This is a genomic window from Nonomuraea sp. NPDC049725 (assembly GCF_040674795.1).
Taxonomy (GTDB): domain Bacteria; phylum Actinomycetota; class Actinomycetes; order Streptosporangiales; family Streptosporangiaceae; genus Nonomuraea; species Nonomuraea ceibae.
The window spans coordinates 721,147-742,212 of record NZ_JBFANJ010000002.1; the positions used below are offsets into that span (position 1 = coordinate 721,147).

The following is a 21,066-nucleotide window of genomic DNA, read 5'->3' on the forward strand; positions in this document are numbered from 1 at the left end:
CTGCTCCTTCACGCGGGTTGCTGAAAGGCCTCGACGGCCAGCCCGGAGCCCCGGGCGACGGCCTGCTGGAACACGTACCGGGCCAGCGCCAGGTCCAGCGCGCCGAGGCCGAACGGGGAGAAGATGATCGGTGAGTCGCCGCCGGGCAGCGTGGCGGTTCCGCGCAGCAGCCCGCCGAGCGTGGCGTGGACGAACGCGCGGTCGCCCGTGGCCTGCTCGGCCAGGTGCGGCGAGGTGCGCTCGCGCAGCACGTGGTCGACGTCGTCGACGACGTTGCGCGCGGCCAGGACGGTCTCCGGCGTGAGGTCGCGCAGCGACAGGTGCAGCACGACCGTTCCGGGCCGGGCCCCGTCCAGGGTCAGGTGCGGCTCGACGGCGGTGGTCGCCAGCGACACCACCCCGGCCGCCGCGACGGCCTCGGCGGCGGTGGCGGCGACGCGTACGCCGAGGCCGGGCAGCAGGGCGCGGGCGCGCTCGCCGAACTCCTCGGCGCGCTCCCGCGACAGGTCGAAGAGGGTCAGCTCCGTGACATCGGGCAGGAACCGCAGGACCTCGAGGTTGATCAGACCGCAGCCGATCACGGCGATCGACCGTACGGGGTCCGGGCCGGTGAGGGTGCGGGCGGCGACCGCCGCGGAGGCGGCGGTGCGCGCGGCGGAGATCTGCGCGCCCTCCATGAAGGCCACCGGCCGGCCGGTGTCCATGGAGTTGAGCACGATGGTGGCGCTGGCCCGGGGCAGCCCCTTGCCGAGGTTGCCGGGGAAGGACGCCACCCACTTGATGCCCGCGACGGGCTGGTCGCCGCCCACGAACGCGGGCAGGCCGATGATGCGGTTGGCGCTGTCCCCGGGGAAGCGCAGGAACGTGGAGTGGGGCACGACCGTCTCACCGGCGTCGTGCTCGCGGTAGGTGTCGCGTACCAGGTCCAGCACGGCGTCCTCGGCGCCGTGCAGGATGTCGCGCACCTCGTCGTGTCGGATGACCAGCATGGGTCAGATCCCTTCCTTCCACAGGTGCGAGACCTCGCCGAAGGTGCGGCGCACCCACTCGTCGGAGTAGATAGTGTCGAGGTAACGATCTCCGCCGTCCGGCAGCAGCAGCACGCACGTCGACCCGGGCGCGATGTCCCGCTGGGTCGCGGTGAGCGCGGAGACGATCGCGCCGGACGACGCGCCGGCCAGGATGGCCTCGCGTTCGGTCAGCCTCCGGCACCCCACCACGCAGTCCAGGTCCGACACGTGGACCACGCGGTCGGCGGCGCCCTCGCGGAAGAGGGCCGGGCGGATCGCCGCGCCGTGGCCCGGCAGCAGGCGGGGGCCCGGCGTCTGCCCCTCGAAGATCATGCTGCCGATCGCGTCCACGGCGGTGATCTCGACGGACAGGCCGTGCTCGGCGACGTAGTCGGCGCAGCCGACCAGCGTGCCGCACGAGCTCACGGGGACGAACAGGTGGTCGATCTCCCCGTTGAGCGCCTCGGCGATCTCGCGCATCGTCTGGACGTGCGCCCGCGCGTTCAGCCGGTTCCCGTACTGGTTGGGGTGGAAGGAGTTCGGAACGCTGTCAAGGAGCTCGCGCACCCGCTGGATCCGGCGCGGCAGGTACTCGCCGGTGTCGGGGTCGGGGAACTCCACGACCTCGACCTCGGCGCCGAATGCCCGCAAAATCGCGAGGTTCTGCTCCGTGGTCCTGGCATCGACGACACAGATGAATCTGAGGCCGAGGTAGCGGCAGATCTGCGCCATGCCGATCGCCAGGTTTCCCGAACTGGACTCCACCACGACGGAGATCCCTGGAACGAGATCACCTGCGTCGATGGCCGCGCTCAGCATGCTGAGCGCACTGCGGTCCTTGAGGCTTCCGCCGGGATTGAACCGCTCCAGCTTCGCATACACCAACAGTCCGGGGACCAGCCGTTCGAGTTCGACAAGCGGCGTCCCACCAATAGCCGAAATAATTCCAGTCGTGGTGGATATTGGCACAGCGCTGGCTCCGTCCATGAAATTGCGCCGGTTCCGCAACCAGAACCAGCCAGCTCACTATCCGGGCACGCCGCTATATCTCGCCTATATTCCGCGTGCGGAGAAATGGAGCCGGTCAAGCCGGGCGACGCCGTCAGCGGTTCTCCGCGACGGTGGAGTCGAGCACGTCCAGGGCGTTGGCCCGGAGCAGCTCCCGGACGAGCTGGCGGTTGACGCCGCCGTCAGGCGTGACCGGGAACTGGCCGGGCCTGACCAGGACCACGCCGACCCGTTGCAGCCCGAACCGCAGGGCGAGCCGGTCGCGGACGGCGCGGACCAGGCCGTCGCCGGCCCGGCCGCCGCCCGGCTGGGCGACCACGACGATCTTCTCGGCGGAGTCGGGCGCGGGGAAGGCGGTGCAGGCCACGAGGGTGCCGAGGTCGAGGAGGCTGCGTTCGACCCGGCCCAGGTGCAGCGGGCGGCCCTGGAAGAGGACCAGGTCGCGGGAGGTGCCGGTCACGTGGAGGCGGCCGTCGACGGTGGCGCCGAGGGTGCCGCTGCGCACGAACCCCTTCTCCCCGGTCGCGGTGCTCTGCTCGAAGCGCTCGGCGCTGAGCCGGTCCCTGCGCCAGTAGCCCGCGGCGACGTGCGGCCCGCGCACCCAGATCTCGCCGACGGCGCCCTCGGCCGCCGGGACGCCGGTGAACGGGTCGACGATGAGGAGCTCGTGCCCGGCGGGCCGGCCGAGACCGGCGAGCCGGGGCCCGTCGGCGCCGGGCAGCAGCAGGCCCTTGTCCAGCGCCCGCGTGTCGAAGCCGGGCGCGGCCAGGGCCTGGCCCGCCGCGCCGATCGAGGCGATCATCGTGGCCTCGGGCAGGCAGTAGGCGGTGCGCAGGGCGTCGGCGCGCAGCCCGGCGGGGCGCAGGCGGCCGGCGAAGTCGTGCAGCATGTCCGGCTCGATCGGGGGCAGCCCCGTCATCTCCAGCACGAGCAGGTGACGTAATCGCGACAGGTCCAGCGTCGAGCACTCCTCGTCGGTCATCTCGTGCAGGCACTGGTCGTAGCCGAAGCTCGGGGCCGCGCTCACCTCGACCTGGTGGCGGTCGAGCAGGCGCAGCCAGGCGAGCGGGTCGACGCAGAACGTCTCGGGCGGCAGCAGCACCGCCGTGCCCCCCGACAGGAGCGGCGCCAGCAGCATGGAGAACAGCCCGAGCCCGTGGTGCAGCGGCAGCCAGCCGCCCGTGCGCGTCCCCGGGCGCAGGCCGCAGGCCTCGGCCAGGGTCTCCACGTTGTGCAGCAGGTTGGTGTGCGACAGCGGGATGCCGACGGGCTCGCCGGCCAGGCCGCTGGTGTAGTGGAGCAGGGCCGCGTCGTCGCCGGACCGCATGGGCTCGACCCAGTCGGCCGGGTCCTCGTACGTGACGCCGTCGGTGGCGACGCAGGCGTAGGTGCCCAGGTCGTCGTGGGTCAGCCAGGCGTGGATGGCGTCGGCGTGGGCCGTGTCGGTGAGGACGAGGTGGGCGTCCGCGTCAAGCGCGACGCCGGTCTGCGTGCTGAGATGGTGATCCGCGTGCGTGGGGAGCGGCAGCGGCACCGGGACGACGTCGGCGTAGAGGCAGGCCAGCAGCGCCCGCACGAACTCGATGCCCGTCGGGTAGCAGAGCAGCACCCGATCCCCCGGTTTGCACACGGTCTGCAGCCACGACGCCACCTCCCTCGCGGCCAGGTGGAGATCCAGGTAGCCGATACGAGTTTCGCCGTCCCCCTTGAATATGACCGCGTCAGCCTGCGGCCTTTCCTCGACGTGACGAAGCATCGCCCCGAAAACAGAAATATCCCCCATACGAACTCCCCTTGCAGGCTCACAAGGATGGGACCTTGCGCCCGATCGGGCCAAACGCAACTATACCCATCATTCGGGACAGACCCCAGAAACCAAAAGGGGGGAACAATATTCTATTAGGGGTTGCGGGGCGCCTTTGTCAGCCAATAACAATGAGCATGACTCATGCTTCACCGAAGGCCAGTAAACGCGCCACCTCACTCTCGTCCACCGCCGGCAGCCTGCCGATCGGCGAATCCGGACCCGACTCCACCGCCTGACGGAGCCGCCCGGTGAAACGCTCGATCGTGAGCCGGTCGAACAGGGCGGCGTCATACTTGACCACGGCGGTGAACAGCGCGCCCGCCCTGCGCACATCCACCATCAGCTCGAACTGGCCCTCCATCTGCGCGAGGTCGAGAACGGCGAACCGCAGCCCCCGGTAGGTCGTCACCGGCCCCTCGATCGAGCCGTCGGCCGCCAGCGGCAGCGGCGGGTCCATCGCGTCCATCGACAGCAGGTTCACCGCGAGCTGGTAGGGCAGGCCCCGGCCCGGCGTCAGCTCCCGGATGAGCGCCGACGGGAACTCCCCGTGCGCCGTCGCCGCCACCAGCTCGCGGTGCGCGGCCACGGCGGCCTCCCCCAGCGTGGTCCCCGGGCGCAGCCGCGCCCGCAGCGGCACCGTGTTGGCGAAGCAGCCCACGACGTCGCGCGCCCGCCCGGCGAAGCGGGTGCTGATCGGGCAGCCGATGAGGAAGTCGCCGCCCGCGCCCCGCCGGTGCAGCGCCGCCTGCACCCCGGCGACCACGAGCGCGAAGGGCGTCACCCCCAGCGTCCTGGCCTGCTCGATCAGGCGCGCCCCGGTCTCCTCCGGCCACACGACGGTCACCGAGGCCCCCCGGAACGCCCCCGCCGGCCGCGCCCGGTCGGCCGGCAGCCCCCCGGGCTCGGCGCCCTCGCAGACGCCGCGCCAGTAGCGCTCCAGCCGCGCCCGCCGGGGCGAGCCCAGCAGCTCGCGCTCGTGCCGGACGTAGTCGCCGAAGGTCCGCGTGATCACCGGCCAGCCGGGCTCGTCCTGCTCGTACGCCCACAGCAGGTCGCGCAGGATCATCCACTGCGACATCGCGTCACTGACGATGTGGTGCGCCGTCACCAGGAGCACCGACCCGCCCGCGCCGCGCACCAGCGTGACCCGGAACGCCCCCACGCCCAGGTCGAACGGCTCCCCCGCCGCCCGCGCCGCCGCGGCCCGCAGCTCGCTCTCGTCCACCGCCCCCAGCTCGGTGACCGTGAACGGCGGCGGCCGATCGGCCACCGACCGCCGGGGCGCCCCGTCGACCTCGTCGAACACCGAGCGCAGCACCTCGTGCCTGGCCATGACGGCCGAGGTGGCCCGGCGCAGCCGGTCGAGGTCCAGCACGTCGTGGACGCGCAGCGCGACGGTGATCAGGTAGGCCGTGCTCTCCGGCGCCAGCCGGTACAGGAACCACAGGGCCTGCTGGCCGATCGTCAGCTCCATCAGGCCGCTTCCGCGTGAAGGTAGTCGGCCAGCGCGTTGACGGTCGGGTGGTCCCACGCCACGGTCGGCTCGACGACCAGCCCGAACTCGTCCTCGATGTCGCCGCTCAGGCTCATCGCGAACACCGAGTCCAGGCCCACCTCGACGAACTTGACGTCCGGGTCGATCTCCTCGGGCGTCCGCTCCACGTAGAACGCGACCCGTGCGCGCAGCCAGTTGCGGATGTGGTCAAGCGTCATGGTCGACTCCTCGCAGGAAGGAAAACGTGCGGCCGCGCCGCGTCAGGTCCAGCAGATGATCGGTGGCCGCGTCCGGGCGGTCGAAGACCCTGGCCAGGCAGGCGCGCAGCCACACGTCGTCCAGGGCGTTGTCCGCCCACAGCCGTACGCAGGCCGCCGCCGCGTACAGCCGGGCGTACTCGCGCGCCAGGCCGAACAGCTCGGGCGGGACCTCCCGCCCGCGTGGCCGCCACCCGGCCATCGCCTCGTGCAGCCGGTCGGCCCGCTCGCGCAGCTCCCGCGGCGCGTCCGGGTCGCCGGCCAGGCTCTGCACCAGGCTGCAGCCGTCACGCGCGGCCAGGCTCAGCCGGGCCGGGTCGAGGGGCGGCAGCGGCTGCTTCAGCCCGGTCGCCGCCGCCAGCCCCGCCGCGTCCACGCGCCCGCGCCGGTAGCCGCGCACCAGCGCCGGGAACTGGTTGACCAGCGTGCCGAGGTTGACCCAGGTGTTGCCGTCGAAGACGCCGACGATGGCGTGGTCGCGCCAGATCTTCTGGAAGGGCCCGTCCGTCAGCAGCGCGCGGGCGCCCAGCACCTTGGCCAGCCGCTGCAGGGTCCGGTCGATCAGCGTGGGCACGTAGTACTTGACGACGGCCGAGACGAGGCTCTGCTCGCCCGTGAGCGAGTGGATCGACCGGGTGGAGACCACGGTGACGGCCTCGGCGACCAGCAGGTCCACGTACGAGTCGGCCAGGGCGCGGGTGGTGAGGGGCAGGTCGGCCAGCGGCCGCCCGTACATGTGGTGGTGCTCGGCGAAGTCCAGCACGATCCGCAGGGCGTGCTCCCCCATGCCCAGCGACATGCCGCCGCACAGCGTGCGGGTGAGCTGCAGGCCCTTGAGCAGGACCTCCAGGCCCGTTCCCGGCTCCCCGACCATCGCCTCCTGCGGCACCACGGCGCCGGTGAAGGCGATGCCGCTGATGTCGGCGCCGCGCACGCCGTGGGTGGCCACCTTCGGCAGGCACCGGTAGGCGTGCGCGGGCAGCGTGTCCTTGTCCACCAGGAAGAGGCTGAACCCCCGGGCGTCGCCGCTGTCGCCGGTCCTGGCGAGCACGCACACCACGTCGGCGCGGGTGGCGTTGTTGATCAGCCACTTCTCGCCGTCGAGGCGGTAGCCGCCGGGGACGGGCGTGGCGGTGACCTCCCCGGCCAGCACGTCGCTGCCGTGGTCGCGTTCGGTGAGCGCCAGGGAGACCACGGCGCCGCCCGAGACGCGGGCCGACAGCGCGGCCACCTGCTCGGGGGTGCCGCCGACCCAGGTGGCCACCGAGCCCAGGTAGGTCTTGCAGTGCGCGAGCGCCACGGTGAAGTCGCGGCCGGCCAGGCTCCTGATGAGGGCGAGCAGGCGTTCGGCGGGCACGCCGGGCAGGTAGTGGCGTTCCGCGCCGAGGTCCGTCAGGGCGCGGCAGATCTCGCCGGGGAACTCCTCGCGCGCGTCCAGCTCCAGGCAGCGCTCGACGGTCAGCACCGGCGGCAGCACCGGCTCACCCATCGGCGCTCTTCCGGTAGCGGGCGGTCACCGCGCGGGACAGGGCCTCGTGGTGCGCGGTCAGCCCGCCGGAGGCGAAGAGCTGCCTGGTGACCTGCCGACGGATCTTGCCGCTGGTCGTCCTGCGGATCTCGCCCGGCCGCACCAGGCACACGTTGGCCGCCCCGACGCCGAACCTGCGGCTGAGCGCCGACCTGATCTCCTCGACCAGCTCGCCGGGCGAGGCGAGCGCCCGCGACCTGACCTCCTGGACGACGACGATCTCCTCGCGCGGCACGGCGACGGAGAAGACGCACGACGGCATGTTCTCCACCGCCGCGTGCACCCGGGTCAGCGCGCGTTCGAGGTCGTGCGGGTAGAGGTTGCGGCCGTTGACGATCACCAGGTCCTTGATCCGGCCGGTGATGTAGAGCTCGCCCTCCAGCAGCGCGCCCAGGTCGCCGGTGCGCAGGAAGCCGCCCTCGCCCGTGGCGGTGGTGCCGCCGAAGGTGCGCCGGGTCTCCTCGGGCTTGCGCCAGTATCCGGCGGCCACGCCGGGGCCGCGCACCCAGATCTCGCCGACGCGGCCCTCCGGCAGCTCCGCGCCCGTGTCGGGGTCGGCGATGAGGACTTCCAGCGCCTTCGGCCGGCCGCAGCCCACCAGCGCCCTGCCGGTCGCGGCCGGGTCCAGCGTGTCGCGTTCCAGCGCCCACGGGTCGACCGTGGTCACGACCGGGGCGTGCCCGGGAGCGGTGCCGGAGATGAACAGCGTGGTCTCGGCCATGCCGTAGCCCGCGGTCAGCGACTCCGGCTTGAGCCCGGCGGCGGCGAACCGGTCGGCGAAGCGCGTGAGCGTGCCCGCGTCGATGGGCTCGGCGCCGTTGCACACGTGCTTCCACGAGGACAGGTCCAGGTCGCGCAACTGCTGGTCGGTGACGCGGCGTACACACAGGTCGTAGGCGAAGTTCGGCGCCGCGCTGACCTCCGCGCCGTGCCGGCCGATGAGGTCGAGCCACTGCCACGGGTGGCGCAGGAAGTCGGTCGGCGACATCAGCACGGTGCTGCCGCCCAGGTGGAGCGGCAGCAGGAGCATGGCCACCAGCCCCATGTCGTGGTGCATGGGCAGCCAGCTGCAGAACCGCGCGCCCTCCCGCAGGTCCAGCAGCTCGGCGCCGACCCGCAGGGTGTCGACCAGGCTGCCGTGGGTGACCATGACGCCCTTGGCGTCGCTGGTCGAGCCGGAGGTGTACTGCAGGAACGCCAGCGTCTCCGGCCCGGTCGCGTGCGGGCGGGGCAGCGGCTCGCCGTACTGGGCGGCCTCGGCCACCAGGGCGGGCTCGCCGTCCGCGAGCGCGGCCGTCAGCGACCCGGCGAGCGACGCGGAGGTGAGCACCAGGGCGGGCTCGGCGTCGGCGGCCACCGCGAGGACCCGCTCGCGGTGCAGGGAGGAGGCGTCGGGGAACGGCGCCGGGACGGCCACCACGCCCGCGGCCAGGCAGCCGAGGAAGACCTCGACGAACTCCAGGCCGGCGGGGTAGCACAGCAGCACCCGCTCGCCCGGCTCGACGCGCCCGGCCAGCCAGCCGCCGATCCGGCGGGCCGCGAGGTCGAGCTCGCCGTAGGTGAGCGCCTTCTCACCCCGCCGGTCGTGGAAGAGCACGGCGCGCCTGCCGGCGAACTCGGCGGCGTGCCTGCTCAGCGTGCTCATGAAGTCCATGGAGCTCATCCCCTCCTCCTCTCAGCCACAGCCACCGGGGTGGTCCTCCGGCGGGTACGCGTCCGCCTCCTGCTCGCCGGCCGACTCGGCGAAGGCCGCCTGCCGGTCCAGCCCCCAGAACCTCTCCCGCCCGTGGACGAAGAACGGCACGCCGAAGACGCCGTCGCGGTCGGCCGTCCGCAGCGCCTCGATGCCCCGTTCGCGCAGCTTGGGGTCGTCCGCCGCGCCGGTCAGCGCGGCCTCGTCGAGCCCGAGCGAGCGCCCGAGCTCGGCGACCACGCGCGGGTCGCACACGTCGGCCCCCCGCTGCCAGCGCAGCTCGGTGACGCCCGCCGCGAACTCCTGCCCCACGCCGTGGTCGGCCGCGACCAGGTAGGCCAGGTGCGGCACCTCCCAGCGGGGGCCGCGGTCCAGCGGCCAGCTCGGCTCCAGGCCGCGCGCCCTGGCCAGCCGCCGCACGTCCTGGAGGATGTACAGGTGCTTCTCGCGGGACATGGCCGAGTAGCCGAACCGGCCGCCGGCCGCGTCGAGCTCGCGCAGCGTGGCCTCCTCCGGGTCCCAGTACGGGATCCAGTCCAGCCGCCGCGCCAGGCCGGGCCGCTCGGCGAGCAGGTCGTGCAGGGTCAGCCAGGAGTACGGGCTGCGGAAGTTGAAGTAGAACCTCACAGCGCCATCCCCCCGTCGACGCGGATGACCTGCCCGGTGATGTAGGCGGCCCGCTCGGAGGCGAGGAACGACACGAGCTGGGCGACCTCGTCCGCGGCGCCGAAGCGCCCGAGCGAGATGCGGTCGCGGAGCTGGGCGGTGGCCTTCTCCGGCAGGTCGGCGGTCATGTCGGTCTCGATGAAGCCGGGCGCGACCACGTTCGCGGTAATGCGGTAGCGGCCGACCTCCTTGGCCAGCGCCTTGGTGAAGCCGATGATCCCGGCCTTGGACGCGGCGTAGTTCGTCTGCCCGACGTTGCCCGCCACCCCGGCGACCGACGACATCGTGATGATCCGCCCGCCGCCGCGCTTCATCATGCCGAGGACGACCGCGCGCACGATGTTGTGGGTGCCGCCCAGGTTGACGTCGAGGACGTGGTCCCAGTCGTCGTCGGGCAGCAGCGCGAGCGGCCGGTCGCGGGTGATCCCGGCGGAGGTGACGACCGTGTGCACCGGGCCGAGCTCGGTCTCCACGTCGGCGGCGAAGGCGCGCACCGCGGCCCGGTCGGTGACGTCGACCTTCCTGATCAGGGCGCGTACGCCGTGCCGCTCGATCTCCTTGGCGGCCTCCTCGGCCGCGTCGGTGTTGGACTGGTAGCAGAGCGCGACGTCCTGACCGTCCGCCGCCAGGGCGACGGCGGCGGCCCGGCCGATGCCGCGCGAACCTCCGGTGACCAGGGCGACGGTCATGCCAGCACCCCGATCGGCCGAGTCGTCTCGATCATGGTTCCCATCTCCTGCACGACCTCCGAGCCGACCAGCGACTCGCCTTCCATGACGGCGTTCTCGCCGACCTTGCGGACCATGCGCACCCGGTGCTCGATCACCTGGCCGGGCCGCGCGGGCCGGTGGAAGCGCACGTTGCGCATGCCGCCGGCCAGCACCACGTCCCCGGCCAGCACGTCGGGGTTGGGCGACTCCCACAGCGCCAGCAGCGCCGCGGCCTGCGCCCAGGACTCCAGCAGCAGCGGCCACGGGTAGTCGTAGGCGACGGGCCCCGCCTCGTCGCCGATGCCCTCGTAGCAGGGCTCGGTGCAGGTGACGGCCTTGACCGCGACCAGGCTCTCGCCCGGCGTGACGGCGACGACCCGGTCCAGCAGGAGGATCGGGAAGCGGTGCGGGATGACCTTCCGGATTTGGTCTACGCCGATCTCCCCGGGGCCGCTCATGGCGTCTCCCGGTAGCGCACCTGGAGCCGGGCGGTCTCGCCGCGCTCGGTGCTCACCACCGCGGCGAACCCCTCGCCCTGCTCGGCGACCTCCACGGTCATCGTGTCGCCCGGCAGGACCGGCCGCAGGAACCGCCCGCTGACGATCTCGCTCAGCACCAGGTCCGCGCCGAACTTCGCGCGGATCGCCTGGTCGGCCACCTCCAGCACGCCCACGCCGGGGAAGACGGGGAAACCCGGGTAGTGCCCGGCCAGCACCGGCAGCCCCGGATCGACGCGCACGCCGCCGTCACGCGGCGTGCCCGCCGGCAGGATCGCGCTCACCGTCCGGCGCCTTCCGCCAGCAACCCGCACAGCAGCTCGTACGTGCTGGACAACGAGGTGATCCCGGCCATCTCGGTCTCGTCGATCTTGACCTGGAACCGCTTCTCCAGCGTCACCGCGATCTCCAGCGCCATCAGCGAGTCCACTTCCAGGTCCTGGACGAAGTGCGCGTCGTCGGTGACCTCGTCGACGTCGATGTCGAGCGTCGTCGCGATCACCTTCCGCAGTTCGTCCTTGTCCACCAGGGAGGCGGTCATGTCGTGCTCCTCTCGGTCGTGCACAGCCTGTCGACGATGTCCTCGACCAGGTCCAGCCGGTAATCTCCGGCCCGGAAGCCCGCGTCGGACAGCAGGGTTCGATGGAAGTCGGCGTTGGTCACCACGCCCTCGCAGCTGAACTCGCGCAGCGCCCGGTCCATCCGCCGCAGCGCGACCTCGCGGGTGGGACCGGTCGCGATGATCTTGGCGAGCAGCGAGTCGTAGAACGGCGGCACCACGTACCCCTCGTACAGGTGGGTGTCGACACGGATGCCGGGGCCGCCGGGCAGCCGCAGCCGTTCGACGCGCCCGGTGCTGCCCGCCCAGTCGCGCGCCACGTCCTCGGCGTTGATCCGCACCTCGACGGCGTGCCGACCGAGGTCGGGACCGCGCTGCCCGAAGGGGAGCGCCTCGCCGCGGGCGATCCTGATCATCCACTCGACCAGGTCGATCCCGGTGCGCTCCTCGGTGACCGGGTGCTCCACCTGGAGGCGGGTGTTCATCTCCAGGAAGTACGGCTCGCCCTCGTCGGACACCAGGAACTCCATAGTGCCCGCGCTGACGTACTCCACCGACGTGGCGCCCAGCACGGCGGCGGCGCGCAGCCGCTCGCGCAGGTCGCCGGGCAGCGACGGGGCCGGGGACTCCTCGGCGAGCTTCTGGTGCCTGCGCTGCACGGTGCAGTCGCGCTCGCCGAGGTCGACGACGTTGCCGAAGGAGTCGGCGAGGATCTGGACCTCGATGTGCCGGCCGCGCGGCACGTACCGTTCGAGGTAGATGCGGTCGTCGCGGAACAGCGTCCGGGCGACCGCCCGCGTCTCCTCCCACGTCCTGGCGAGCTCGCCGGGATCGCGGACGACGCGCATGCCCCGGCCGCCGCCGCCCGCGACCGCCTTGAGGATCAGCGGGTAGCCGATCCGGGCGGCCTCCTCGGCGGCCTCGTGCGCGCTCTCCACCGGCCCGTCGGAGCCGGGCAGCACCGGCACGCCGCACGCCCGCATCGCCGCCCTGGCGTCGAGCTTGTTGCCCATGAGCGCGATGTGCTTGGCCGACGGCCCGACGAACGTGACGCCCACCTCGGCGCAGGCCGTCGCGAACAGCGGCTCCTCGGACAGGAAGCCGTAGCCGGGATGCACGGCGTCGGCCTCGCTCAGCGCGCACGCGTACAGCAGCGACGGGATGTCGTTGTAGCTGCGCCGCGCGGGCGCGGGGCCGATGTGCACGCTCCGGTCGGCGATCCGCACGGCCAGGCTGTCACGGTCGGCGGACGAGTACGCGACGACGCTGCCGATGCCGAGGTCGCGGCAGGCGCGGACGATGCGGACCGCGATCTCGCCGCGGTTGGCGACCAGCAGACGCTCCACCTCAGCCCACCGCCCCCAGCTCCATGAGCGGCTGCTCGAACTCCACGACGTCGCCGTCGGCGACGTTGACTCGCAGCACCACGCCGGCGCGCCCGGCCACGACCGGGTTCATCATCTTCATCGCCTCGACGATCGCCACCTGCTCCCCGGCCTCGACGTGCTGGCCGACGGTGACGAACGGCGGCTGGTCGGGGGCCGGCCGCTGGTAGAAGACGCCCATCAGCGGGGCGGTCACCGCCGTGGCGGCCTCCTCGCGGGGCTCCTCCTCCTGCCGCGCCACCGCCGCCGGGGCTTCCGCGGCGGCGGCGGCCGGGGCGGAGCGTTCGATCTCGATCGTGACGTCCTCGCCCCTGACCACCAGGCGGCGCACGTCGCTGCCGCGGACCAGATCCAGGATCCGGCCCGTGGCCTCGACGGTCGCGCGGAGATCAGTCATGGTCTTCTCCCTCCGTGCTCCACACCCCGTAGGAGCGCAATCGGCCGCGGCGCGCGGCCACCAGGTCGTCGATCGGCACGCCGAGCAGGTCGCGCAGGTGCCGGGCCAGCGTGGGCCCGAGGTTCCGCTCGGGCACCACGGCGTCGACGACCCCCAGCGCCCGCAGGTCCGCGCCGCGCAGCTTCAGCGCCCTGGCGGTCTCGGGGGCCCGGGCGGCCGTCCCGTACAGGATCGACGCCGCGCCCTCGGGGCTGATCACCGAGAAGACGGCGTGCTCCTGGATGAGCAGGCGGTCGCCCACGGCCAGCGCGAGCGCCCCGCCGCTGCCGCCCTCGCCGGTGATCACTGACAGGACGGGGGTGCGCAGCCCGGCGGCGAGCAGCAGGCACTCGGCGATGGCGCCGCTCTGGTTGCCCTCCTCCGCCGCCACCCCCGGGTACGCGCCCGGGGTGTCGACCAGCGTCACCACGGGCAGCCGGTGGCGCTCGGCGAGCCGGAACAGGCGCATGGCCTTGCGGTAGCCGGCCGGATGCGGCATGCCGAAGTTGCGCGCGACGTTCTCGGCGGTGTCGGCGCCCTTGTGGTGGGCGACGACCACGACGGGCAGGCCGTCGAGCCGCGCCAGACCGCCGAGGATCGCCGGGTCGTCGCCGCCCTGGCGGTCGCCGTGCAGCTCGACGAAGCCGGTGAACAGCTCCTCCACCCGGCGGCGGGCGTTCGGCCGCCCCGGGTCGCGGGCCAGCCGGACCGTCTCCCAGGCGTCGAGGTCCCCGGCCGGCGGCTCGGCGGGCGGCTCGGCGGGCGCGGCCGCGTCGCGCTCCCCCGACAGGATGCCGAGGACGCGGTCCAGCAGGCCGCGCAGCTCCTGACGCCGTTCGACGCGGTCCACGTGGCCGTGTTCGAGCAGGAACTCGGCGGTCTGGAAGCCCGGCGGCAGCTCCTGCCTGATCGTCTGCTCGATCACCCGGGGCCCGGCGAACCCCGCCCTGGCCCCCTCCTCGGCGACGATGACGTCGCCGAGGCTGGCGAAGGAGGCGGCCACCCCGCCGTAGACCGGGTCGGCCAGCACGCTGACGAACGGCACCCCGGCCTGCCTGAGCGACCGCACCGCCTCGGCCGTCTTGGCCATCTGCAGCAGCGACAGCACGCCTTCCTGCATGCGGGCGCCGCCCGAGGCGGAGACCACGACCAGCGGGACCCGGCCGCGCAGGGCGTCACCGGCGATCCTGGCCACCTTCTCGCCGACGACCGAGCCCATGCTGCCACCGAAGAAGGCGAACTCCATGACGGCCAGCGCGACCGGCCGCCCGCCGAGCGTGGCCAGGCCGGTGACGACGGCGTCGTTGAGCCCGGTCCTGGCCTGGGCGCGGGCCAGCCGGTCGGGGTAGGCGAGCCGGTCGGTGAAGCCGAGCGGGTCGAGCGGGGCCAGGTTCGCGTGGCGTTCGGTGAAGCTGCCCGGGTCGGCCAGCATGGCGACGCGGTCGAGCGCGCGCACCGGGAAGTGCCGGCCGCAGTTCGGGCAGGTGTGCTCGTGCCTGGCCAGCGCCTCGTGGTGCAGGAGGACGGCGCAGCCCTGGCAGCGCAGCCAGGTGCCCTCGGGCAGCGCGTTGATCTGCTCCAGCACGGTCATGCGGCGCGCTCCAGCCGCACGGCCGTGCATCCGACGACGCCGTCGCGGTCGACCGAGGTCACCAGCGTCACGGCTCCGGACGGCCCGCCGGTGAGGGCGGCGGCGAGCTGGAACGCGGACGCGGCGGAGGCCGTGTCGCCGAGCGCGTCCCGGCAGCTCCGCCGCTCGGCCTGCGGGCCCACGACGCCGTCGAGGGCGGCGTCCTCCGACTCGGCGCCCGAGGAGACGACCAGGCCGACGTCCTCGGCGCGCAGGCCGAGGTCGTCCAGCAGCCCGCGCACGCACGCGGCCAGGATCGCGCGGACCTCCACCGCGCGCTCGTAGGCCATGAAGCGGGAGCCGAGCACGGCCGCCAGCGGCTCGCGGGAGGCGGCGAGCGCGGCCTCCCGCGACTCCAGCAGGAAGATCGCGCAGCCTTCGCCCGGCGGGACGTCCCGCTGGCCGACGTGCCAGGCGAGCCAGCCGCGCTGCTCGGAGTACTCCTCGACCGCGCCGCACAGCACGGCCTGGCACCGGTCGCGGCGCAGCAGCCGGGTGGCGTAGTTGAGCGCCAGCAGGCCGGTGGCGGCGCCCCCGGCCACGGTGGCGTTGGGGCCCTTCAGCCCGTGCCAGATCGCGCTCTGCCCGGCCGCCCGGTTCATCACCGTGTTGGGGAAGCGGGCCGGGTCGACGTGGTAGGGCTTGTCCCCGGTCAGCGACTCCTCGGTGAAGTCCATGATGCTCTTGATGCTGCCCGAGCTCGTTCCGAGGACCAGGCCGACCTGGTGCGGGTGCTCGGCCACGGGGGTGTCGAGCAGCATGCCGACGCCCGCCACGGCGATCGCGGTGGCCCGGTCCATCGCCCGCGTCCCCTTGGCGCCGAGGACGGCGCGGACGTCGAAGTCCGGGATGAGGCAGGCGTCGGCGTACGGCCCGCCGGAGGTGGCGGTCGTCGGCCGGTCGCCGGAGGCGAGGCCCGCGGCGAAGGCGTCGACGCCGAGCCCGAACGGGGATATCACGGAGCATCCCGAGATGACCAGCTCATCCATCCTGCCGAATCCCTTCCTGAGATGCCCAGGAGCCGCCCGCGGCCAGCAGTTCGCCGCCGTCGACTCCGATCGTGTTGCCGGTGATCCACGAGGAGGTGGTCGCGGACAGCAGGACCACGGCCTCGGCCACGTCCTGCGGGGTGGTGAGCCGGTGGTGCGGGTTGTTGCGCGCGCTGTCGCGGCTGAACTCCTCGTGCTCCGGGATGCGGCGCAGCGCCGGGGTGAGGGTGACGCCGGCGCGCAGCGCGTTCACCGCGACCCCGCGCGGGGCCAGCTCGCAGGCGAGCTGCCGCACGTGCGACTCCAGCGCCACCTTCGCCGCCGAGACGGCACCGTAGCTGGGCAGGTGCTGCACGGCTCCGGCGCTGGTCATCGCGTAGACCTTGGCCCCGGGCCGGAGCAGGCCGGCCGCGCACAGGTCCTGCACCCAGTACAGGAGGCTGTGCGCCATGACGTCCATGGTCATCTCCAGCTGGCGCTGCGTGAGCATGGGCCCGCCGGTCTGCTCGGGCAGGTATCTGACCAGCGTGCCGAAGGCGAGCGAGTGCAGGAGGATCTTCAGCCCCGCCCCGTCCGTCAGCTCGCCGAGCGTGCCGACGAGCTCGTCCCTGGTGGACTTGCGCGCGGCGTTGAGGTTGTGGAAGCGGGCCTGGACGCCGCAGGCGGTGATCTCGTCGGCCAGCTCCGCCACGGATCGGGCCGCGGCCGCGGTGTCGAAGTGGACGCCCACCACGTTCATGCCCTGCTGGGCCATGGCGAGGGCGCACGCGCGGCCGATCCCGCTGGATGCGCCCAGCACCAGGCCCCAGGTCTTGTCGAGTGAGGTCAGCATGCCGGTACCCCCGGGAGGAAGGCGCCGAAGGCGTAGTGGCCCTCGGCCGTCGCGGTGATCACTAAGGAGTTCTCCCGCGCGGTGCGCAGGAGGTCGGACAGCAGCGTCATGGGCCCCAGGCAGCCGCCGGCCGCGGGCTCGGAGACGACCGGCACCACGCCGTCTCCGGCGATGGCGACGGCCCGGATGACCGCCTCGGCCACGGGCGAGCCGTCGACGACCGCGTGGACACGCGTCGGCCTGACCCGCTCGACGACCGCTTCGGCGTCGGCGAGCAGCCTGCGGCGTCCCTGGTCGGAGGCGACGAGGTCCGGCGGCGCGAACGCGGTGCGCGCCAGCACGCGGGGCAGGTGGGCGGCGCCCGGCTCGACGACCAGCGCCACCGCGCCCGTGCCCTCCATCGCGGCCACGACCATCACGTCGGCCCGCCCGGCCGCCAGCGCGCGCCCGCCCAGCTCGATCGCCTCGAACCCGGCGACGTGCGGCGACGTGCAGGTCAGGCTGAACGCCTTGAGCTCGTGCTCGCCGGTCACGCGGGCGGCCAGCGCGTTGATCGCGAAGTAGGGCGCCATGGCCGGGCTCAGGTCCTCCTGGCCGGTGGCCGTCATGGCCTGGGCGAAGTACTCGCGGACGGCGGTGTTGGAGCCGACCGCCACGCCCCGGCGCTCGGCCGGCGCGTGGTCGAGCCGGCCGCCCCCGGCCACCGCGCGCCGCGTGGCGGCCAGCAGGTAGCGGGAGGCGGGCAGCAGGTACTTGTAGCCGCGCCGGCCCAGCTCCTGCGAGACGTCGGACGGGGCGTGGACCTCGCCCGCCCCGGTGACCGCGATCATGCGGCCTCCAGCACGAACGAGGCGTTGGCGCCGCCGAAGGCGTAGGCGTTGACCAGGACGCGCGGGACCGGCAGCGGCACCGGCGCGTCCACCGGGAGGTAGACCTCGCAGCGCGGGTCCTGCTCGTCGAGCGGGACGTTGGCCGGCACGGCGCCGGCCCGCAGGATCAGGCAGGCCATCACCGCGCCGATCGCCGCCGACGCGCCGCCGGTGTGCCCGAGCAGGGCCTTGGCGCTGTAGAGCGGCACCCGGTCGGCGGCCGTCCCGAGGACGGCGCGCAGGGCCTGGCTCTCGACCAGGTCGTTGAGCACCGTGCCGGTGCCGTGCGGAATGACGCAGCCGGGCTCGTTCCCGGCCAGTGCCTCGCGCATGCCGCGGATGATCTGCTCGCCGCTCGGCTCGGGCGCGGTGAGGTGGTGCGCGTCGCAGCTCCACCCGCTCCCGGTCAGCTTCGCGTACGCCTGCGCCCCGCGCCGGTGCGCGTGCTCGGCGTTCTCCAGGACCAGGATGCCGGTGCCCTCGGCGAGGATCGTGCCCTGGCGGTCCCGGTCGAACGGGCGGCACCGTACGGGATCCACCGCGCCCAGCCGGTCGAACGACGCCCAGCCGACCCGCGAGTAGGCGTCGGCGCCGCCGGTGATCACCACGTCGGCCTCGCCGGTGCGGATGAGGTCGGCGGCCAGGCACAGCGCGAACCCGCCCGCCGCGCAGGCGTTGCTGACGCTGATGTTGGCGCCGAACGCGCCCAGCAGCCTCCCCACCGCCGAGGCCACCTGGAAGTCCGGGCTCCCGTCGGGGCCCGCCTCGCCCAGGCAGGAGCCGAGGACCACGCCGGCGCGCAGGTCGGGCCGCAGCTCCAGGCCGGCGTCGTCGAGCGCCTCCCCCACGGCCGAGGCCGCCAGCGCCACCGCGCCGGACGCCACGCCCGGGACCCGGTGGATCAGCGGGTGGCGCATGACGGCCGGGGTATCGGTCAGCCGCTGCGGCACCGGCGGCGCCGCGGCGGTCATCGCGGCGCTCAGGGCGGCGGCGCCGTACCCCTGGCACGTCACCGCGCCCACCCCGGTGACCAGGACGTCCGTCATGACGGGCGGTTGGTCAGCGCGTCGTGGAGCCGGTCGTCGAGGTCGACCAGGCTCCATTCGGACCTGCCGGTCAGCCGTGCGTAGCCGTGGGTGATCCGGCCCGTCGCCGTCCGGACGAGCACGCCGTCCCGCAGCACGTAGCAGTCCATCCGGCTGGTGTACGTCAGGCGCTTGAACACCTCTTCGACGGTGTAGACGACGTACAGCTCCTCCTCCATGAGGGCCTCGTCGAGGATGGTGATGCGCGAGTGCGGCACGGCGGGGATGAGCCGCTGCTCGTCCAGCAGCCGCTTGACCGACACCCCCCGGTCGGCGAGGAAGCGGTCCACGACCTCCTCCATCAGCCGCAGGTAGCCGGACATCTGCAGCCGCTCGGTGAAATGGCAGTAGAAGTACGGGATGCGCCACTTCCAGGCGAACGCGTTGCGGCCCGCGGTCAGGTGGTCCTCCACCGTCACGCCCTCGGGCAGCCGCTCGCCCGCCCCGCCCTCCCCCAGCCGCTTCACCACGTACGGCGCCAGCTCGGCGGGGGCGTCCTTGACGTCCTCGCCCCACGGGTCGAGCCGCAGCGCCACGGTGGCCCGCGCGTGGATCGCCTTGCGCGCGTCACCCTCGGCGGTGATCTTCACGGTGTACGACATGCCGTCGGCCGCCACCTCGGCCACCGCCACGTCGTCCACCCGCAGCGCGCGCAGGATCCGCGTGTCGATGTCCACGAGGTCCACGCACAGGCCGTGGTCGTGATACAGGTCGGTGACCCGGAGCCCGGCGCCGCGCAGGTGCTCCAGGACGGCCTCCTCCACCAGGTAGTTCAGGTGTTTGAAGCCGATCCAGGTGCCGACGTTGGCGCCTTCGTACCGGGGCCTGAGCCGGGTGGTGTTCACGTGATCTCCAAGGTGTGCGCGGAAACGAAGTCGCCGACGAGCTCGGCGAAGGCCTGTGCTTGCTCGATCATCGGCAGGTGGCCGGCCGCCAGGGTCTCGAAGCGCGCCCGGGGCAGCGCCCCGGCCAGCGCCCGCCCGTCACGCGGCGGCGCCGCCCGGTCGTCGCGCCCGCTGACCACCAGGCACGGCGTGGTGACCGCCGCCGTGTCCACCAGGGGCGAGCGCAGGTACGCCTCGAAGAAGCGCATCCAGCTGTAGGGGCCGAGCCGCTCGCGGAGCTTCACCGCCATGTCGTGGCGCGTGTCCGGGGGCAGCCGGTCGCCGGAGGTGACGCGCAGGCCGTGATCGAGGATCGTGTGGAATCCGGCCAGGTAGCTCTCGATGGTCGCCCAGTCGAACTCGGCCGGGCTGGCCCGGTAGAACGGCGCGACCAGGACGGCGGCGCCGACCTTCAGCCCGCGGGCCAGCGACTCCAGGAGCAGGTTGGCGGCGAAGGAGTGGGCGATGACGACCTCGGCCCCCTCGGCCGCGTCCGCCACCCACCGGCCGGGGTCCGGCTGGAGGGTCCACTCCCGCGTCCCCACCGCCGACCACGGCAGGTCGGCCTCCCACAGCTCCAGGCGGGGCGGGGCGAGCGCGGCGAACGCGTTCCAGGTGGCGGGGCCGCCGCCGAGCCCGTGCAGCAGCACCGCCCGCACCCCGGGCTCCGCCGGTCCCTCCCTCCGCAGCCTCAGGGCCCGCCCCTGGCCCGCCGCCCGGCCGCCGATGGCGGGCCGGGGCGCGAGCGCGGGATGGGTGCTGGTCATCGGGCGGCTCCCGCTCCCGTGAGGACGGTCGCCGCGGCGGCGTCCACGCCCTGGGTGGTGGCCAGGACGGTGCCGCCCGCCCTCTCGCTCAGCCAGGCGGCGCCCGTCACGCACTGCACGACGCCGAGCGCGCCCGAGGCCGGCCCGAGCAGGGCGGTGAGATCCTGCTCCTCGGCGCTCTCCACCCGGTCGCCGGGCGCCGTCTCCGGACGGCACCACAGGTCCACCCGGTCGCCGGGCACCCCGGCGGGCAGGCCGCCGAGCACGTCGCCGACGGCCCGGGCGTGCGTCTCCCGCCTGGCGTGGCGTCCCAGCCGGGCCATCGCCGTGGCGCCGCGCTCACGCGCGGTCTCCGCCGACTCCAGCACCAGGGCCGCCGCCCCGTCGAAGGTCGGCCCCACCAGCTCGGCGACCACCGGGTTGGCCGGCTCGACGCCGATCACCAGCATGTGCCGCACCCGTCCCGCCCGGACAATGACGCCGGCCCAGGAGACCGCGTCCAGCCCCGAGGTCGCCCCGTTGCACAGGGTCAGGTTGACCCCGCGCAGCCCGTACGTGATCGCCACCCAGGAGGCGGTGACGTTGCTGGCCGTCCCCGGCAGCGCCATCGGGCTGGTCGCGGTGTAGTCGTGCGCGGCGATGGCCGACACCGTGTCGCAGACGGTGTCGAGGTTGCCGTAGTTGGAGCTGACGACCACGCCCACGCTCTCGCCGGGCACCGCGAGGCCGGGGTCGAGCAGCAGCCCGGCGTCGGCCAGCGCGTCCCGGCCGGCGCACAGCGCGAGCTTGGTGGCCCGGTCCTTGTAGCGCAGGCCGCGCCCGGTCAGGCTCGCCGTGGGGTCGGCGGACGCCTCCGGCACGGCGGGCCGCAGCAGGCCGGCCGGGCCCGCCACGCCTCTGATCGCCGTGCCCGCTCCTGTGATCAGCATGTCCTCGTCCGGGGTCGTCATGGGCACTCC

Annotated in this window: 22 protein-coding genes; all 22 read right to left on the minus strand. The window is 73.7% G+C overall.

Features of this window, described 5'->3' with window-relative positions; translation table 11 throughout:
* Positions 1 to 8: 8 nt before the first annotated feature.
* The 22 genes from sbnB to AB0J53_RS07740 all read right to left on the minus strand — a co-directional run bounded on the left by sbnB (position 9) and on the right by AB0J53_RS07740 (position 21,057).
* Complete coding sequence (gene sbnB, locus AB0J53_RS07635) at positions 9 to 989, minus strand: 2,3-diaminopropionate biosynthesis protein SbnB (RefSeq protein ID WP_219511629.1); 981 nt, start codon at positions 987 to 989, stop codon at positions 9 to 11.
* Between the two features lie 3 nt (positions 990 to 992).
* A complete protein-coding gene (gene sbnA, locus AB0J53_RS07640; protein ID WP_364169673.1) occupies positions 993 to 1,997 on the minus strand; it encodes a 2,3-diaminopropionate biosynthesis protein SbnA in 1,005 nt (334 codons plus the stop codon).
* Between the two features lie 115 nt (positions 1,998 to 2,112).
* Positions 2,113 to 3,774: an AMP-binding protein gene (locus tag AB0J53_RS07645; protein ID WP_364169676.1), complete on the minus strand. Its 1,662-nt coding sequence runs from the start codon at positions 3,772 to 3,774 to the stop codon at positions 2,113 to 2,115.
* Positions 3,775 to 3,964: 190 nt separating this feature from the next.
* Complete coding sequence (locus AB0J53_RS07650; RefSeq protein ID WP_364169678.1) at positions 3,965 to 5,299, minus strand: condensation domain-containing protein; 1,335 nt, start codon at positions 5,297 to 5,299, stop codon at positions 3,965 to 3,967.
* Positions 5,299 to 5,538, minus strand: coding sequence for an acyl carrier protein (locus AB0J53_RS07655; protein ID WP_357587347.1), 240 nt, complete (start codon positions 5,536 to 5,538; stop codon positions 5,299 to 5,301). Before AB0J53_RS07655 ends, AB0J53_RS07650 begins: the two co-directional genes overlap by 1 nt.
* Positions 5,528 to 7,066 (minus strand): acyl-CoA dehydrogenase, encoded by a 1,539-nt coding sequence (locus AB0J53_RS07660; protein ID WP_364169681.1) that lies wholly within the window; start codon positions 7,064 to 7,066, stop codon positions 5,528 to 5,530. The genes AB0J53_RS07655 and AB0J53_RS07660 overlap by 11 nt, the downstream gene beginning before the upstream one ends.
* Positions 7,059 to 8,768 carry a fatty acyl-AMP ligase gene (locus AB0J53_RS07665; RefSeq protein ID WP_364169684.1) on the minus strand — a complete coding sequence of 570 codons (1,710 nt, stop codon included), beginning with the start codon at positions 8,766 to 8,768 and terminating at the stop codon, positions 7,059 to 7,061. Before AB0J53_RS07665 ends, AB0J53_RS07660 begins: the two co-directional genes overlap by 8 nt.
* A 12-nt stretch (positions 8,769 to 8,780) precedes the next feature.
* Positions 8,781 to 9,425 carry a DsbA family protein gene (locus tag AB0J53_RS07670; RefSeq protein WP_364169687.1) on the minus strand — a complete coding sequence of 215 codons (645 nt, stop codon included), beginning with the start codon at positions 9,423 to 9,425 and terminating at the stop codon, positions 8,781 to 8,783.
* Entirely contained in the window at positions 9,422 to 10,153 is a 732-nt protein-coding gene (fabG, locus tag AB0J53_RS07675) for a 3-oxoacyl-[acyl-carrier-protein] reductase (RefSeq protein WP_364169690.1), read from the minus strand. Before fabG ends, AB0J53_RS07670 begins: the two co-directional genes overlap by 4 nt.
* The gene (locus tag AB0J53_RS07680; protein ID WP_364169693.1) at positions 10,150 to 10,632 is read right to left on the minus strand and encodes a hypothetical protein; all 483 of its coding nucleotides are present in this window, start codon (positions 10,630 to 10,632) and stop codon (positions 10,150 to 10,152) included. Before AB0J53_RS07680 ends, fabG begins: the two co-directional genes overlap by 4 nt.
* On the minus strand, positions 10,629 to 10,955 hold the full coding sequence (locus tag AB0J53_RS07685) for a hypothetical protein (RefSeq protein WP_364169696.1): 327 nt from the start codon (positions 10,953 to 10,955) through the stop codon (positions 10,629 to 10,631). Before AB0J53_RS07685 ends, AB0J53_RS07680 begins: the two co-directional genes overlap by 4 nt.
* Entirely contained in the window at positions 10,952 to 11,212 is a 261-nt protein-coding gene (locus tag AB0J53_RS07690; protein ID WP_219511653.1) for an acyl carrier protein, read from the minus strand. Before AB0J53_RS07690 ends, AB0J53_RS07685 begins: the two co-directional genes overlap by 4 nt.
* Positions 11,209 to 12,576, minus strand: coding sequence for an acetyl-CoA carboxylase biotin carboxylase subunit (locus AB0J53_RS07695; protein WP_364169699.1), 1,368 nt, complete (start codon positions 12,574 to 12,576; stop codon positions 11,209 to 11,211). The genes AB0J53_RS07690 and AB0J53_RS07695 overlap by 4 nt, the downstream gene beginning before the upstream one ends.
* Before the next feature lies 1 nt (position 12,577).
* Positions 12,578 to 13,012, minus strand: coding sequence for an acetyl-CoA carboxylase biotin carboxyl carrier protein subunit (locus AB0J53_RS07700; RefSeq protein WP_364169702.1), 435 nt, complete (start codon positions 13,010 to 13,012; stop codon positions 12,578 to 12,580).
* The gene (accD, locus tag AB0J53_RS07705) at positions 13,005 to 14,642 is read right to left on the minus strand and encodes an acetyl-CoA carboxylase, carboxyltransferase subunit beta (protein WP_364169705.1); all 1,638 of its coding nucleotides are present in this window, start codon (positions 14,640 to 14,642) and stop codon (positions 13,005 to 13,007) included. The genes AB0J53_RS07700 and accD overlap by 8 nt, the downstream gene beginning before the upstream one ends.
* A complete protein-coding gene (locus tag AB0J53_RS07710; protein ID WP_364169708.1) occupies positions 14,639 to 15,670 on the minus strand; it encodes a beta-ketoacyl synthase N-terminal-like domain-containing protein in 1,032 nt (343 codons plus the stop codon). The genes accD and AB0J53_RS07710 overlap by 4 nt, the downstream gene beginning before the upstream one ends.
* A complete protein-coding gene (locus tag AB0J53_RS07715; RefSeq protein WP_364169711.1) occupies positions 15,663 to 16,502 on the minus strand; it encodes an SDR family oxidoreductase in 840 nt (279 codons plus the stop codon). Before AB0J53_RS07715 ends, AB0J53_RS07710 begins: the two co-directional genes overlap by 8 nt.
* On the minus strand, positions 16,496 to 17,332 hold the full coding sequence (locus tag AB0J53_RS07720) for a beta-ketoacyl synthase N-terminal-like domain-containing protein (protein WP_364169714.1): 837 nt from the start codon (positions 17,330 to 17,332) through the stop codon (positions 16,496 to 16,498). Before AB0J53_RS07720 ends, AB0J53_RS07715 begins: the two co-directional genes overlap by 7 nt.
* On the minus strand, positions 17,329 to 18,417 hold the full coding sequence (locus AB0J53_RS07725) for a beta-ketoacyl synthase N-terminal-like domain-containing protein (protein WP_364169718.1): 1,089 nt from the start codon (positions 18,415 to 18,417) through the stop codon (positions 17,329 to 17,331). Before AB0J53_RS07725 ends, AB0J53_RS07720 begins: the two co-directional genes overlap by 4 nt.
* The gene (locus AB0J53_RS07730) at positions 18,414 to 19,301 is read right to left on the minus strand and encodes a hypothetical protein (protein WP_219511668.1); all 888 of its coding nucleotides are present in this window, start codon (positions 19,299 to 19,301) and stop codon (positions 18,414 to 18,416) included. The genes AB0J53_RS07725 and AB0J53_RS07730 overlap by 4 nt, the downstream gene beginning before the upstream one ends.
* A complete protein-coding gene (locus AB0J53_RS07735; RefSeq protein WP_364169721.1) occupies positions 19,298 to 20,107 on the minus strand; it encodes an alpha/beta hydrolase in 810 nt (269 codons plus the stop codon). The genes AB0J53_RS07730 and AB0J53_RS07735 overlap by 4 nt, the downstream gene beginning before the upstream one ends.
* Positions 20,104 to 21,057: a beta-ketoacyl synthase N-terminal-like domain-containing protein gene (locus tag AB0J53_RS07740; protein WP_364169724.1), complete on the minus strand. Its 954-nt coding sequence runs from the start codon at positions 21,055 to 21,057 to the stop codon at positions 20,104 to 20,106. Before AB0J53_RS07740 ends, AB0J53_RS07735 begins: the two co-directional genes overlap by 4 nt.
* Between the last annotated feature and the right edge of the window lie 9 nt (positions 21,058 to 21,066).